Consider the following 14,998-nt stretch of genomic DNA (forward strand, 5'->3'; position numbering starts at 1 on the left):
TTTTTAGGCACACAGATTTAGATGAGCAACTTATCCGCAGAAGGTTTTCAACGCAGCTTTGTCCTGCACCGACGCCCTTACAGTGAATCGAGCTTAATCCTTGATGTATTTAGCGAGGAATATGGTCGTATCACGCTAATGGCCAAGGGCGCGCGTAGTAAACGCTCCAATCTAAAAGGCGCACTGCAACCTTTTACGCCGCTATTGCTTAAATGGTCTGGTAAAGGGTCGATGAAAACGTTGCGCCAAGCAGAGCCTATCAGCCTCGGTTTACCTTTATTTGGGATCAACCTGTACTCAGCCATGTACGTCAACGAGCTCGTTGGGCGAGTGCTAATGGCAGAAGTCCCTATGCCTGCACTGTTTCATGATTACCTGCATGCCTTAACCGAGCTCGCTCAGTGTGAAAACCCAGAACCCGCATTACGCCGTTTTGAGTTGGCTTTACTCTCTTCAATGGGGTATGGCGTCGACTTTTTGCACTGTGCTGGCACGGGTGAACCGGTCGATCCTGAGATGACGTACCGCTACCGAGAACAAAAGGGATTTATCGCATCGGTAAGGCGCGACAATCTAACATTTCTGGGCAATGAGCTGATTGCAATCAGTGAGCGGCGGTTTGTCACTAAAGAGCAGTTAAAAGCGGCAAAACGCTTTACACGTATAGCCTTAAAGCCGTATCTTGGCGGCAAACCTTTAAAAAGTCGTGAATTGTTTATTCAGACACCCAGAGCACGGAGTAATGGAAAATGAGCTCAATTTATTTAGGCGTTAATATCGACCATATTGCCACTCTACGTAATGCGCGTGGTACAAAATACCCAGATCCTGTACACGCTGCGGAAATTGCAGAGCGTGCTGGGGCGGACGGCATTACCATCCACCTGCGTGAAGACCGTCGCCATATTTTGGATCGTGATGTGCGTATTCTACGTGAGACGATTCAAACACGTATGAATCTAGAAATGGCGGTCACTGAAGAAATGGTTGAGATCGCACTAAAAACTAAGCCAGAGTTTGTTTGTCTCGTACCAGAAAAGCGTGAAGAGCTCACCACTGAAGGCGGCTTAGATGTGGTTGGCCAACTTGAGAAAGTAAAAGCGGCAACACAAAAGCTGACGGAAGCGGGCATTAAAGTTTCTCTGTTTATTGATGCGGATCGTCAGCAAATTGAAGCGGCGAAGCAGTGCGGTGCACCATTTATCGAGCTTCATACTGGTCATTACGCTGATGCAGAAACAGAAGAAGAGCAACAAGCAGAATTGAAGAAGATTGCTGCGGGTGCAAGTTACGCTGATGACCTTGGTATTATTGTGAACGCTGGCCACGGTCTGACTTACCACAACGTGGCACCAATTGCTGCGCTACCAGAAATTTACGAGTTGAACATTGGTCACTCTATCATTGGACGTGCAGCGTTTGATGGCCTAGAAAAGTCAGTGGCAGAGATGAAAGCACTGATGATCGCGGCACGCAAATAACTAGGTTCTGCGAATGGCTATTTTAGGTTTAGGAACCGATATTGCTGAAATCGAGCGTATAGAGAAAGCGCTAGGCCGCAGTGGTGAACCTTTTGCTCGACGTATTCTCTCTGAGGATGAAATGGCAAAGTTTTCGCAACTTAAGCAGCAAGGGCGTTATCTTGCTAAGCGTTTTGCTGCTAAAGAGGCAGCATCGAAAGCGCTAGGTACGGGGATTGCTCAAGGCGTGACTTTCCATGATTTTACCGTCTCGAATGATGAGTTGGGTAAGCCAGTTTTAATGCTGTCTGGCGTGGCTCAAAAAATGGCGCAGACGATGGGCGTTAATCACGTTCACTTATCCATTTCTGATGAACGTCACTACGCGGTTGCGACCGTGATTCTTGAATCCTAACCCTTTAAGCTGAATAACAAAAGCCAGAGCAAATGCTCTGGCTTTTTTGTATGAAGTTCAGTCAGGATGCTACTGCTCTAGATAAAGTTTTGCAGTGGTGGTGACCTTAATCATTTCATCTTGCAATTCAAACATTTCAGGTTCAATTTCCTCAATGCTGGCTCCTGAACGAAGTGCGTGTTCAAGCGTAGCGCAGAGAGATTTTAGCCTTGGTACGCCACAATAAGAGCTACTGCCGTGCAGTTTGTGGATCACATGAATTAACTCTTCACGCGAATAATCGTCTTGCTCAAGTGCGTGGTCGACAACTTCTTCTACTTCTGGAATGAAATCGATCAACATACGCAGCATATCTTTGGCTAAATCTTCCTTATTAGCGCTCTGTTTCAATGCGGCTTGCCAGTCAATAATCACATCAGGTTGTGTATTTTCAGCTGTGGCAGGAGCTTTACTTGCTGGTTCATCGACGTAGGACGGCGCAACTTTCCCTATGCTTTCTGTACAGGTATTCGGATTCCAGTGGACCAACACTTGTTGCAGTACATGCTCTTCAATTGGTTTGGTGAGGTAATCATCCATACCTGCGGCGAGCAGACGATCGCGCTCCCCAGCCATGGCGTGCGCGGTAACGGCGATCACTGGTGTGTCTTTGTTTAACTCAAGCTCTTTGATGTTCTGACAAGCGGTCACGCCATCCATTAATGGCATTTGGATGTCCATAAAGATCAGGTCGTATTTCTTCTCGGTAGCGAGATTTACGGCTTGCTGACCATTGCTACAAGCCGTTACGGTTTCCACTCTTTCTTTCAGTAGTGCTGAAATCAGTTTTAGGTTTGCAGGGTTATCATCCACCGCGAGCACCGTCAGTGGCAGTCGTTCGCTTTCTTCTGTTTCAACAGGAGCGGCAATAGCTTGAGGTGCTTCAACATGTTCATTGATCAAACTTTGCAGCAGCTTACGGCGAGATAGCGGTTTGGTTAAGCATTGGATTTGATGCTCGGTCATGATTTGGTCGGCAAGCGCTAATTCGGTGCTCGGTGTACCCATGATGACACTTGGCGCCATGCGCTTCGCTTGCTCAATCCAAGCAGCGACTGATTGCTCGTCATAAGTTTGGTTAGCTGCCAAGTTCAGCAATACGTAATCGTAGTGCTCTTCGTTCTCTGGTAAGGAAGAACGATAGGTCACGAGAATACCTTCTTGACTCAAGATCTGCTGAGTCACCGATGCCGCTTGCATGTTTGGTTCTACCAACAGCAACTGTTTGCCCGTTAGTAGCTCGACTTCAATCAGATCGCTCATTGGCATTTCTGTCGAGTTGAGGCGAAGTGTAAACCAGAATGTCGAACCTTGGTGAAGACGACTGGTCAAACTGATTTCGCCTCCCATCTGACTAACCAGTTTCTGGGTGATAACCAAGCCCAGGCCCGTACCACCATATCGACGAGATATGCTGGCATCCGCTTGGCTGAATGCTTGGAATAACTGCGCTTGTTGACGCTCTGAAATACCGATACCGGTGTCTCGCACCATAAATTGCAGCTCAACCGAGTCACCTGCTTGTGAACGCATTTCGACGCTAACATCGATGTTTCCGCGCTCAGTAAACTTAATGGAGTTCCCCACCAAGTTAGTCAAAATTTGTTGGATACGTAGCGGGTCTCCGACTAGACCTGGCGGGATCTTCGGATCCACTTTCAAGGTGATCTCCAGACCTTTCTCATGCGCGCTGGTGGCTTGTAGGTTGATTACTTCTTCTAAGCTTTCGCGGAAATCAAATGGAATGTTTTCCAACGCCAGCTTACCGGCTTCCAATTTTGAGAAATCGAGAATGTCATTGATGATGTTTAATAGGTTGTTTGCGGACTTCTCAATGGTTTGCAAGTAGTCGGTTTGGCTATTAGAAAGCTGCGTTTTGAGCATTTGACGAGTAAAGCCAATCACGCCATTCAATGGCGTACGTAATTCGTGCGACATATTGGCCAAAAATTCTGACTTCACACGTGCGGCTTCTTGTGCGCGCTTCTTCGCAATATCGAGCTCAACGTTTTGAATTTCTAACTGTTCCAAGGTTTCGCGTAGGTCTGACGTGGCTTGGTCTATACTGTGCTGCATCTCGACGTGGTATTCCGATAGCGAAACCGCCATGGCGTTGATACCGTTTTTCAGTTGGTCTAACTCGCCGTGCATTTTGCCTTCGATACGCACATCCAAGTGACCACGACGAATGCGATCAACGACGTTTTTCATGTGCGTGATTGGTTGGGTAACATCATGCATTAAGCGGGAAGCAAACACGCTCGCAAGCCCAAGACCAAGGATCAAAACAAGGAAAGCGGAGAAAACTTCTTGGTATTGCTGCAAGCGTAGAGAAGAAAGATCCATTTCTACCGCGATGTAGCCAATGGCTTTCGTGCCTTGGTTTTCGTTAGACAGTTCTGATAAATAGTGTCCTTCCGACAAGATCGGCACACGCAGGATCAGGGAGTTCTCATAGATTTCCGAATTTCCCAGCTTCGGGATCGGCTTATCTTTTGGGAACATCAGCGCTTCAAAATTAGGATGGAAGTTTGACGTGACGAACAGTTCATGGTGCTCATCAAATACGGCAATACTGCGAACGAGTTTGGAATTTTTACGGTGCGCGTAGCTAATCAGGCGACGTACGGCTTCACGGCTTTCAGCAAGTAGGTGAGATTCACTGGCGATCGCAAGAGGTTCAATGATGCTATTGCCCGTAGTGATAACTTGTTTCTCTAGGTCCTGATAGCGATTAAAGGAGAAAAAGCCGCTCAGTAATAAACCAATAATGAGAGTGGGAGCGAGAGTCAGCGTAATTACACGTGCTCGTAAGCCATATCTGGTCATGTTATCTAATTACATCGGAGTCTGGATATGGGAAAATAACGCATTATTTCTCAAGAGTAGTCATACTGCCTTGAGCAAAGAAGTGACGTCACCGGATAAACGGTAAGCATAATCAAGTCACTCGAATCACACAACGGCTGCAATCAAGAATAGTGAAGCAGCAGAGCAATTAGACACTAATCAGGCACAGAGCATGGCACGTATCTTTCAACCTAAAAAGAAAACGCAATTAAACACTCGTCACCAAGCGGTACAAGTAGAGCGTTTGGATCACCACGGCGCAGGTATTGCTTACCTTAAAAAGAAACCGTTGTTCATTGACGGCGCATTACCAGGTGAAGAAGTGGTGACGCAATTGGTGGAAGAGAAGAGCAAATTTGCTCGCGGCAAGCTGATTAAAATCCTAAAGCCAAGCGACGCGCGCGTTGAGCCATTTTGTCCGCATTATCATGAATGTGGCGGTTGTGATTTGCAGCACCTCAATTATGACCAACAATTGACGCACAAACAGCAGACGCTGCGTCAGTTAATGCGAAAATTTGCTGGCAGTGACATTGAGTTAGATGCGCCAGTATTGGGCGAGTCATTGGGCTACCGACGTCGTGCTCGCGTGAGTTTGTTTGTCGATAAGAAAACGCGTCAGTTGCACTTCGGCTTCCGCAAAAAGCAAAGCAAGCAAATTGCACAAGTGACGGATTGTCCGGTATTGGCTCCTGAGTTGAATGCGCTATTGCCTGAGATTTATTCGGTGCTAACAGCGTTCAAAAAGCCAGAGCAATTGGGGCATGTAGAACTGGTGTTGGGTGACAACGGGCCTTGTATCACGCTGCGACACTTAAGTAATTTGGCCGATGAAGAAGTGAGTGCATTAGTTGAATTAGCGACACACCATCAAGCCTCGTTGTATCTGATGCCAGAAACTGACCAACTTAACTTAGTTGCAGGTGAGGTGCCTTTCTATCAAGAAGTGGGCGTAAAAATCCCTTTTGCACCGAACAACTTTATTCAGGTCAACCAAGCGGTGAACCAGAAAATGGTGGAACAGGCGATTGAGTGGTTAGACCCTCAAAGTGACGAACGAGTGTTAGATTTGTTCTGTGGATTAGGCAACTTCAGCTTGCCGTTCGCAAAGCGTGCTAAACATGTCGTTGGCGTAGAAGGTGTGGCTGAGATGGTCGAAAAAGTCTCAAATAATGCATCTTTGAACCAAATCAATAACGCGCAATTTTATCACGCTAACCTTGAGCAGGATTTTGACGGCCAAGCTTGGGCTGCGGAAAAGTTTGACAAAGTATTGCTGGACCCTGCACGAGCAGGAGCGAGTGGGATCATCGATCAAGTTTCTGCGCTTGGCGCTCAGCGTGTAGTTTATGTTTCTTGTAATCCTGCTACCCTTGCAAGGGACAGCCAGAGCTTGCTAGATCAAGGCTATCAACTAACCAAATTAGGTATGCTGGACATGTTCCCTCATACCAGCCATTTAGAATCGATGGCACTGTTTGAAAAGTCTTAACTTTTAAGACTTTGGCCGCTTACTTGTGGTGGGCGGTCATAAAGCCAACACTCAACGTGGAGGCAAAGAACTAACCTGGACGGTGTTAGTCAAACCACACAAATATAATAATTAGGATGATGAGATGGTTGCGGTAAGAAGCGCGCATTTAAACCAAAATGAACAGTTTGAACTTGAAAACTGGGTGGCTAGCCTAGGACAAGAGAAAAGCACAGCATCACGCTTAATCGAAGTTTATCGAGATTGCCAAACGATTTTGGCGGGTCACGAACAAGCCGAACTCCTGTTGTGGCGTGGACGAGAGATGATCGAAATTCTGATCACCTTGTCGATGGACAAAGCAACATTAGTGGCGGCTCAACTGTTTCCTTTGGTTTCAAGTGGTGCTTTCAACAGAGAACTTCTTGAAGAAAAATACAGCAAAGAAATCATTAAGCTCATTGATGGCGTAGAAGAAATGGCCGCTATCGGTCAGCTTAACGTCACGATGGAAGGCAGCGCTGCGTCGTCTCAAGTAGACAACGTTCGTCGCATGCTGCTTGCCATGGTGGATGATTTTCGTTGTGTTGTCATCAAGCTAGCAGAACGAATTTGCAACCTTATTGAAGTGAAAAAAGCACCGGACGAAGTTCGACGTGCTGCGGCGAAAGAGTGTGCCAACATTTATGCTCCACTGGCTAACCGCCTAGGTATCGGTCAGCTTAAGTGGGAAATCGAAGACTACGCTTTCCGTTATCAACAACCGGATACTTACAAGCAAATTGCAAAGCAGCTTGCTGAGCGTCGTATTGTCCGTGAGCAATACATCAAAGATTTTGTCGAAGACTTATCTCAAGAGATGAAAGCTTGTGGCATTAATGCCGAAGTAAGTGGTCGTCCTAAACACATCTACAGCATTTGGCGAAAAATGCAGAAGAAGAGTTTGGCGTTTGATGAATTGTTTGACGTGCGTGCAGTACGTATCATCGCCGACAAACTGCAAGATTGTTACGCTGCGTTAGGTGTGGTTCATACCAAATACAAGCACTTACCGAGCGAGTTCGACGACTACGTTGCAAACCCAAAACCAAACGGTTACCAATCGATTCACACCGTGATTCTTGGCCCTGAAGGCAAAACCATCGAGATTCAAATTCGTACCAAGCAAATGCACGAAGAATCTGAGCTGGGCGTTGCCGCGCACTGGAAATACAAAGAAGGTGCGAGCAGTCGCAGTGGTTACGATGAGAAAATTACCTGGCTGCGTAAACTATTGGATTGGCAAGAAGAAATGTCCGATTCTGGTGAGATGTTGGATGAACTGCGAAGCCAAGTCTTCGATGACCGCGTCTACGCATTTACACCACGCGGTGATGTTGTCGACTTACCAATGGGGGCAACTCCACTAGACTTTGCCTACCACATTCACTCAGAAGTCGGGCACCGTTGTATTGGTGCCAAAGTTGGTGGCCGAATCGTGCCGTTCACCCATAAACTCCACATGGGCGATCAGGTCGAAATCATCACAGCAAAAGAGCCAAACCCATCGCGAGACTGGTTAAACCCATCACTAGGCTTTGTTCACTCAGGTCGTGCTCGTGCGAAGATCAACGCTTGGTTCCGTAAACAGAGTCGTGAGAAAAACCTCGAAGCGGGACGTGAAATCCTCGAACACGAGTTGGTGAAGATTGGTGCGACGTTAAAAGATGCAGAGCATTACGCCCTAAAACGCTTCAACGTCAACACGCCGGATGAACTCTACGTCGGTGTAGGCAGTGGCGACCTGCGTATCAATCAGATCATCAACCACATCAATGCACTGGTGAATAAACCAACGGCGGAAGAAGAAGACCAGCAAGCGCTAGAAAAACTCCAAGAAGCCGAGCACAAAGCACCAGCGCAAAGTCGGCCGAAAAAAGACGCGGTAGTTGTAGAAGGTGTCGACAACCTAATGACGCACCTAGCTCGCTGTTGTCAGCCAATTCCAGGTGATGACATTTGTGGTTACATCACCCAAGGCCGAGGGATCTCAGTGCACCGCAGTGACTGTGAACAGCTCGAAGAACTGCGTCATCACGCACCAGAACGTATCATTGATACCGTATGGGGCAGCGGATTTGTAGGGTCATACATCCTCACCGTGCGTGTCGAAGCGATGGAGCGAGGCGGTCTATTGAAAGACATCACCACACTATTTGCCAACGAGAAAATCAAAGTGACCAGCATGAAGAGCCGTGTCGATTACCGTCGTCAGCTCGCCATCATGGACTTTGATCTTGAGGTGACCAATATTGAGGTGCTCTCTCGCGTTTCGAAACGTGTCGAGCAGATTAAGGATGTGATGTCGGTAAAACGCTTAGGCTAACTTTCACGTCGTACTTGTCACTTTTACTGCGTTAACTGCGTTTACTCCGGAGTGCCGGCCCAGGCTCATCACATAGGCGAGCTATGCTCAGGAGTCGCGAAAACTTGTTGCCTTGTCAAAGTAACAATTACTTAGTGAAAGCTGCTGAGAAAATATAATGTAGAAGGTGAGTGGTTTTGGCTGCTCACCTTTTTCTTTAGATAGAAAGGTTTAAAGGAACAGAAATGAGTCATCCAATTGAACAATTAGAACAAATCATGGCGAAGTTACGTGACCCAGAAAGCGGTTGCCCTTGGGACTTAAAACAAACCTTTGACACCATCGTTCCGCACACCATCGAAGAAACCTACGAAGTGGTGGATGCGATTCAGAATCGTGATTGGTCAAATCTGAAAGAAGAGCTGGGTGATTTGTTGTTCCAGGTGATTTTTTACAGTCAATTAGCGAAAGAGCAAGGGCTGTTCGAATTTTCGGACGTGGTCGAAACCGTGAACGAAAAACTGACGCGTCGCCATCCGCATGTTTTTTCGGATGTTGAGTTTGAGTCTGACGAGGAAATTAACGCTAACTGGGAAGCGGAAAAAGCAAAAGAAAAAGCGCAAGTAGGCAAAGCTGAAGAAAGTATCCTAGACTCAATACCAAACTCTTTGCCGGCGCTTTCTCGTGCTACAAAGATTCAGAAAAAATGTGCGAAATACGGATTCGATTGGGATTCGCTTGGGCCAGTAGTCAGTAAGGTTCAAGAAGAAGTGGATGAGGTGATGGAAGAAGCGCTTCAAATCGAACCAGATGAAGAGAAAGTCGAACTTGAGTTAGGGGACTTGTTGTTTGCCACGGTCAACTTAGCGCGTCATCTTGGCAAAGACCCAGAAGTGGCATTAAGCAAAGCGAACATTAAGTTTGCCAAGCGTTTTAAGCAAGTTGAAGGTAAGGTCGCGCAATCAGGAAGAACACTCACCGAGTGTACGTTGTCAGAACTCGACAATTTTTGGAATGAAGTGAAAAAAGAAGAGTGAAGTTGCAGACAAAATAGTCACAGCGCGATTTATGGGACAAGTCTGACTCAGAACATAAATAAGCACTTTGCTTTGTCTCTACCCACTTTGATTTGAAGCAAAAAATAAAAAATTACGGTGTGATAGATTTCACGTTGTGGCGGTAAGGAGCTTCTGGTATATTTATCTCCCGTCCAGAAGCACTCCATTTCCCTCATTCAACCAATTTCAGGTTAAACATGACGACAAATTACATTTTTGTTACTGGCGGGGTTGTATCCTCTCTAGGTAAAGGTATTGCAGCAGCATCTCTTGCAGCTATTCTAGAAGCTCGTGGTCTTAAAGTGACTATGATGAAGCTTGACCCTTACATCAACGTTGATCCAGGCACAATGAGCCCAACTCAGCACGGTGAAGTGTTTGTTACGGAAGATGGCGCAGAGACTGACCTTGACCTTGGTCACTACGAGCGTTTCATCCGTACCAAGATGACCAAGCGTAACAACTTCACTGCAGGTCGTGTTTATGCCGACGTACTTCGTAAAGAACGTCGTGGTGACTACCTAGGCGCAACAATTCAAGTTATCCCTCATATCACTAACGCTATCAAAGATCGCGTAATCGCAGGTTCTGAAGGCCACGATATTGCTATCGTTGAAGTTGGTGGTACGGTAGGTGATATCGAATCGCTACCATTTATGGAAGCAATCCGTCAGCTAGCAGTAGAACTTGGCCGTGAACGCGCAATGTTCATGCATCTAACTCTTGTTCCTTACCTAGCAGCAGCTGGCGAAGTGAAAACTAAACCGACTCAGCACTCTGTTAAAGAGCTACTGTCTATCGGTATCCAACCAGACATCCTAGTTTGCCGCAGCGATCGCATGATCCCAGCGAACGAGCGTAAGAAGATTGCACTTTTCTGTAACGTTCCTGAGAAAGCGGTAATCTCAATGAAGGACGTAGATTCAATCTACAAGATCCCTCAACTTGTTAAGTCTCAAGGTCTTGATGACCTAGTGTGTACTCGTTTCGGTATTGATGCGCCAGAAGCTGACCTTTCTGAATGGGAACAGGTTATCTACGAAGAAGCGAATCCAACAGGTGAAGTAACTATCGGTATGGTCGGTAAATACATCGAACTACCAGATGCGTACAAATCTGTGAACGAAGCACTTAAGCACGCAGGCTTGAAAAACCGCCTAAACGTAACCATTAAGTACGTAGACTCTCAAGACATCGAAACTAAAGGCGTTGAGCTTCTAGAAGGTCTAGACGCTATCCTAGTTCCAGGTGGTTTCGGTGATCGTGGTGTTGAAGGCAAGATCCGTGCGGCTCAATACGCACGTGAAAACAAAGTGCCTTACCTAGGTATCTGTCTAGGTATGCAAGTTGCACTTATCGAATACGCGCGTAACGTTGCGGGTATGGAAGGTGCACATTCAACAGAATTTAACAAAGACACGAAGTACCCTGTGGTAGGTTTGATCACAGAATGGGTTGATGAAACAGGTAACGTGGAAGAGCGTACTGAATCATCTGATCTTGGCGGTACGATGCGTCTAGGTTCTCAGCTATGTCACCTAGAAAAAGGTACAAAAGCTCGTGAACTGTACGGTAGCGCGACGATCCATGAACGTCACCGTCACCGTTACGAAGTGAACAACGTTCTTCGTCCACAAATTGAAAAAGCAGGTCTTAAAGTGTCAGGCCTATCTGCGGACAAGAAGCTAGTGGAAATGATTGAGAACCCAGCTCACCCATGGTTTGTAGCAGCTCAGTTCCACCCTGAATTCACATCGACTCCTCGCGATGGTCACCCATTGTTTGCAGGTTTCGTTAAGGCTGCGGGTCAATACTCACGCGGCGAATTCGAGAAGTAAAAGGATACGGGCGGCGGCGAAGGTTGTGCTGCTGCCCTTTAAAATTGACATTTATATTTGAAACGAGAGGAAACATTAATGTCTAAGATCGTTAAAGTTCTAGGTCGTGAAATCATCGACTCACGTGGTAACCCAACTGTAGAAGCTGAAGTACACCTAGAAGGCGGTTTCGTAGGTATGGCGGCAGCTCCATCTGGCGCATCTACTGGTTCTCGCGAAGCTCTTGAGCTACGTGACGGTGACAAAGCACGTTTCCTAGGTAAAGGTGTTCTTAAAGCAATTGAAGCTGTAAACGGCCCAATCGCTGAAGCTCTAGTTGGCAAAGACGCTAAAGACCAAGCTGCAATCGACGCAGTAATGATCGAACTAGACGGCACTGAAAACAAATCTAAATTCGGTGCGAACGCTATCCTAGCAGTTTCTCTAGCAAACGCTAAAGCTGCAGCAGCAGCTAAAGGCATGCCTCTATACGAGCACATCGCTGAGCTAAACGGTACTGCTGGTCAGTTCTCTATGCCTCTACCAATGATGAACATCATCAACGGTGGTGAGCACGCAGACAACAACGTTGACATCCAAGAATTCATGATTCAACCAGTTGGCGCTGCAACTCTTAAAGAAGCTGTACGCATGGGTGCGGAAGTATTCCACAACCTAGCTAAAGTTCTTAAGTCTAAAGGCTACAACACAGCTGTTGGTGACGAAGGTGGTTTCGCTCCTAACCTTAAATCTAACGCTGAAGCTCTAGAAGTTATCGCAGAAGCTGTTGCTGCTGCTGGTTACGAGCTAGGCAAAGACGTTACTCTAGCTATGGACTGTGCTGCATCTGAGTTCTTCGACAAAGAAGCTGGCATCTACAACATGAAAGGTGAAGGCAAAACTTTCACTTCTGAAGAGTTCAACCACTACCTAGCTGGTCTAGTTGAGCAATTCCCAATCGTATCTATCGAAGACGGTCTAGACGAGTCTGACTGGGATGGTTTCGCACACCAAACTCAACTTCTAGGCGACAAGATCCAACTAGTTGGTGACGATCTATTCGTTACAAACACTAAGATCCTAGCTGAAGGTATCGAGAAAGGCATCGCTAACTCAATCCTAATCAAGTTCAACCAAATCGGTTCTCTAACTGAGACTCTAGCTGCGATCAAGATGGCTAAAGACGCAGGTTACACAGCAGTAATCTCTCACCGTTCTGGCGAAACTGAAGATGCAACTATCGCTGACCTAGCGGTAGGTACAGCTGCAGGTCAAATCAAAACTGGTTCTATGAGCCGTTCTGACCGTGTTGCTAAGTACAACCAACTAATCCGTATCGAGGAAGCTCTAGGTGAGCGCGCTCCTTTCAACGGTCTTAAAGAAGTTAAAGGCCAAGCTTAATTCTTATTGAATTAGTTTAGCTAAATAGCTTTTTGAAACCCTCGCTAAGGCGGGGGTTTTTGTTTATAGGCGTATGTTTAAAAGCAGATGGTTAAGAGCGATGAGCTGTTTTGACCGTGTTGCTGCTATACCTAAAAGAAAGCAACCAACTAATCCGTATTGAGGAAGCTCTAGGTGAGCGCGCTCCTTTCAACGGTCTTAAAGAAGTTAAAGGCCAAGCTTAATTCTTATTGAATTAGTTTAGTTAAATAGCTTTTTGAAACCCTCGCTAAGGCGGGGGTTTTTGTTTATTGGCGTATGTTTAAAAGCAGATGGTTAAGAGCGATGAGCTGTTTTGACCGTGTTGCTGCTATACCTAAAAGAAAGCAACCAACTCATCTGTATCTAGCAAGCTCTTAGTTAGCTAACTGCCCTGAGTTCTCAGGTAATTGAAACCGAATCTTCCTTTTTCTAGCACGTAAACGGTTCTTTACTTTCTCGATTAAAGAGTGCCATCGAACTTAGGCATTTTTTATTTTCGTGCTTATTTCCTGTAAGGAGCGTGTGAGTCTCCCTTTATCCCCTAGAGGCAACTCGGCATTTATGCTATATATGTCACCTTATCTAATTCCTTCCGGTACAGAATGTTAGCAGCGATATGCGAATCTTTGTTATAGCCCTTACGTTACTGTTTGGTTGGCTTCAATACACTCTATGGTTTGGTAAAAACGGGGTGTCTGACTACTACACAGTAAAAGATGAAATTGAAGTTCAACAGCAGGTGAACAGCAAGCTACAAGCTCGCAATAATGAAATGTTTGCTGAGATAGATGACTTAAAGCAAGGACTTGATGCGATTGAAGAAAGAGCTCGTCATGAACTTGGCTTGGTGAAAGAAGGAGAGACCTTCTACCGCATAGTTGGTGAGGAAAACCCGTAAGATGTCAGAGAACGTTTCATCTCATATCGCTATTGTACCTGCGGCTGGTGTTGGTAGCCGAATGAAAGCAGATCGACCTAAACAGTATTTGTTAATCGATGGAAAAACGGTATTGGAACATACCGTAGAGAAACTGCTTGCTCACCCTAAAATCGCGAAAGTTGTGGTTGCGGTTACAGAAGGTGACCCATACTACCCTGAACTATCGATTGCCCTGCACCCAGACGTAATACGTGTCGCTGGTGGTAAAGAAAGAGCCGATTCAGTGCTTTCAGGGCTAAACTATGTAAGTGCGCAGCTTCCGTGTGAATGGGTTCTTGTCCATGATGCCGCGAGACCTTGCGTAACATTAAACGATATTGATCGTCTGATTGATGTTTGTTGTGCTCATCCTACTGGTGGCATTCTTGCCTCGCCCGTGAGAGATACAATGAAACGAGCGAACAAAGAAAACAACATCGATCATACCGTAGACAGAGAAGCATTGTGGCATGCACTGACTCCACAAATGTTTAAAACTCAGCAGCTAACAAGAGCACTGGCAGACGCATTGCAGCAAGGTGTTGCGATCACTGATGAAGCATCGGCTTTAGAGTGGTTGGGAGAAACGCCAGCTTTAGTTCAAGGTAGTGCGAATAACATTAAAATTACTCAGCCAGAAGATCTCGCCTTAGCCGAGTTTTATCTTAGCCGCGAGCGCGGTTAGAAAATAAAGGATAAAAAATGATTCGAATTGGTCATGGTTTCGACGTACACAAATTTGGCGGTGAAGGCCCTGTGATTATTGGTGGTGTTGCAATTCCTTACGAACGAGGCCTGATTGCGCACTCAGATGGCGACGTTGCTCTGCATGCTCTCACCGACGCTTTGTTAGGTGCGATTGCTGCGGGTGATATTGGTCGTCATTTTCCAGATACCGACGATAAATGGAAAGGTGCAAACAGCCGCGAATTATTGAAAGACGTTTACCGTCGAGTAAAAGAACAAGGCTACCGCCTTGGTAATGCAGACGTCACCATCATGGCGCAAGCGCCGAAAATGGCGCCTCACATTGATGCAATGTGTGCAGCCATTGCCGAAGATCTAGAAACCGATATTAGCAACATCAACGTAAAAGCAACGACGACAGAACGTCTTGGTTTTACTGGACGCAAAGAAGGCATTGCTACAGAAGCAGTCGTGCTTCTATTTAAGCAATGATCGAATAATTTGCTCCTTAAAGCT

General features: G+C 46.2%; 12 protein-coding genes. 11 read left to right on the forward strand and 1 reads right to left on the reverse strand.

The window, feature by feature from the left end; translation table 11 throughout:
• Nucleotides 1-21: 21 nt before the first annotated feature.
• Genes recO through acpS form a run of 3 tightly spaced genes read left to right on the forward strand, consistent with a single transcriptional unit; the run spans nucleotide 22 to nucleotide 1,875 of the window.
• The gene (gene recO, locus UF05_RS03140; RefSeq protein WP_045545351.1) at nucleotides 22-753 is read left to right on the forward strand and encodes a DNA repair protein RecO; all 732 of its coding nucleotides are present in this window, start codon (nucleotides 22-24) and stop codon (nucleotides 751-753) included.
• The gene (gene pdxJ / locus UF05_RS03145; RefSeq protein WP_045545350.1) at nucleotides 750-1,481 is read left to right on the forward strand and encodes a pyridoxine 5'-phosphate synthase; all 732 of its coding nucleotides are present in this window, start codon (nucleotides 750-752) and stop codon (nucleotides 1,479-1,481) included. The genes recO and pdxJ overlap by 4 nt, the downstream gene beginning before the upstream one ends.
• A gap of 13 nt (nucleotides 1,482-1,494) precedes the next feature.
• Entirely contained in the window at nucleotides 1,495-1,875 is a 381-nt protein-coding gene (gene acpS, locus UF05_RS03150; protein ID WP_005484129.1) for a holo-ACP synthase, read from the forward strand.
• A 69-nt stretch (nucleotides 1,876-1,944) separates the two neighbouring features.
• On the opposite strand, the gene barA is transcribed toward acpS, so the two are convergent.
• Entirely contained in the window at nucleotides 1,945-4,743 is a 2,799-nt protein-coding gene (gene barA / locus UF05_RS03155) for a two-component sensor histidine kinase BarA (protein WP_045545349.1), read from the reverse strand.
• A 193-nt stretch (nucleotides 4,744-4,936) separates the two neighbouring features.
• On the opposite strand from barA, the gene rlmD reads away from it, so the two are divergent.
• The 8 genes from rlmD to ispF all read left to right on the forward strand — a co-directional run bounded on the left by rlmD (nucleotide 4,937) and on the right by ispF (nucleotide 14,974).
• On the forward strand, nucleotides 4,937-6,256 hold the full coding sequence (gene rlmD, locus UF05_RS03160) for a 23S rRNA (uracil(1939)-C(5))-methyltransferase RlmD (RefSeq protein ID WP_045545348.1): 1,320 nt from the start codon (nucleotides 4,937-4,939) through the stop codon (nucleotides 6,254-6,256).
• A 124-nt stretch (nucleotides 6,257-6,380) separates the two neighbouring features.
• Nucleotides 6,381-8,600 carry a GTP diphosphokinase gene (gene relA, locus UF05_RS03165; protein ID WP_005490307.1) on the forward strand — a complete coding sequence of 740 codons (2,220 nt, stop codon included), beginning with the start codon at nucleotides 6,381-6,383 and terminating at the stop codon, nucleotides 8,598-8,600.
• Nucleotides 8,601-8,824: 224 nt separating this feature from the next.
• On the forward strand, nucleotides 8,825-9,616 hold the full coding sequence (gene mazG / locus UF05_RS03170; RefSeq protein ID WP_017449146.1) for a nucleoside triphosphate pyrophosphohydrolase: 792 nt from the start codon (nucleotides 8,825-8,827) through the stop codon (nucleotides 9,614-9,616).
• 218 nt (nucleotides 9,617-9,834) lie between these two features.
• The gene (locus tag UF05_RS03175; protein ID WP_005455581.1) at nucleotides 9,835-11,475 is read left to right on the forward strand and encodes a CTP synthase; all 1,641 of its coding nucleotides are present in this window, start codon (nucleotides 9,835-9,837) and stop codon (nucleotides 11,473-11,475) included.
• 78 nt (nucleotides 11,476-11,553) lie between these two features.
• The gene (gene eno / locus UF05_RS03180; RefSeq protein ID WP_005455579.1) at nucleotides 11,554-12,855 is read left to right on the forward strand and encodes a phosphopyruvate hydratase; all 1,302 of its coding nucleotides are present in this window, start codon (nucleotides 11,554-11,556) and stop codon (nucleotides 12,853-12,855) included.
• Nucleotides 12,856-13,492: 637 nt separating this feature from the next.
• The gene (ftsB, locus tag UF05_RS03190; protein WP_005455577.1) at nucleotides 13,493-13,774 is read left to right on the forward strand and encodes a cell division protein FtsB; all 282 of its coding nucleotides are present in this window, start codon (nucleotides 13,493-13,495) and stop codon (nucleotides 13,772-13,774) included.
• 1 nt (nucleotide 13,775) lies between these two features.
• Complete coding sequence (ispD, locus tag UF05_RS03195; RefSeq protein WP_020841271.1) at nucleotides 13,776-14,480, forward strand: 2-C-methyl-D-erythritol 4-phosphate cytidylyltransferase; 705 nt, start codon at nucleotides 13,776-13,778, stop codon at nucleotides 14,478-14,480.
• Between the two features lie 17 nt (nucleotides 14,481-14,497).
• Nucleotides 14,498-14,974 carry a 2-C-methyl-D-erythritol 2,4-cyclodiphosphate synthase gene (gene ispF, locus UF05_RS03200; RefSeq protein ID WP_045545347.1) on the forward strand — a complete coding sequence of 159 codons (477 nt, stop codon included), beginning with the start codon at nucleotides 14,498-14,500 and terminating at the stop codon, nucleotides 14,972-14,974.
• Nucleotides 14,975-14,998: the final 24 nt, after the last annotated feature.

Source organism: Vibrio sp. S457-15 (assembly GCF_000960545.1).
GTDB lineage: Bacteria > Pseudomonadota > Gammaproteobacteria > Enterobacterales > Vibrionaceae > Vibrio > Vibrio parahaemolyticus.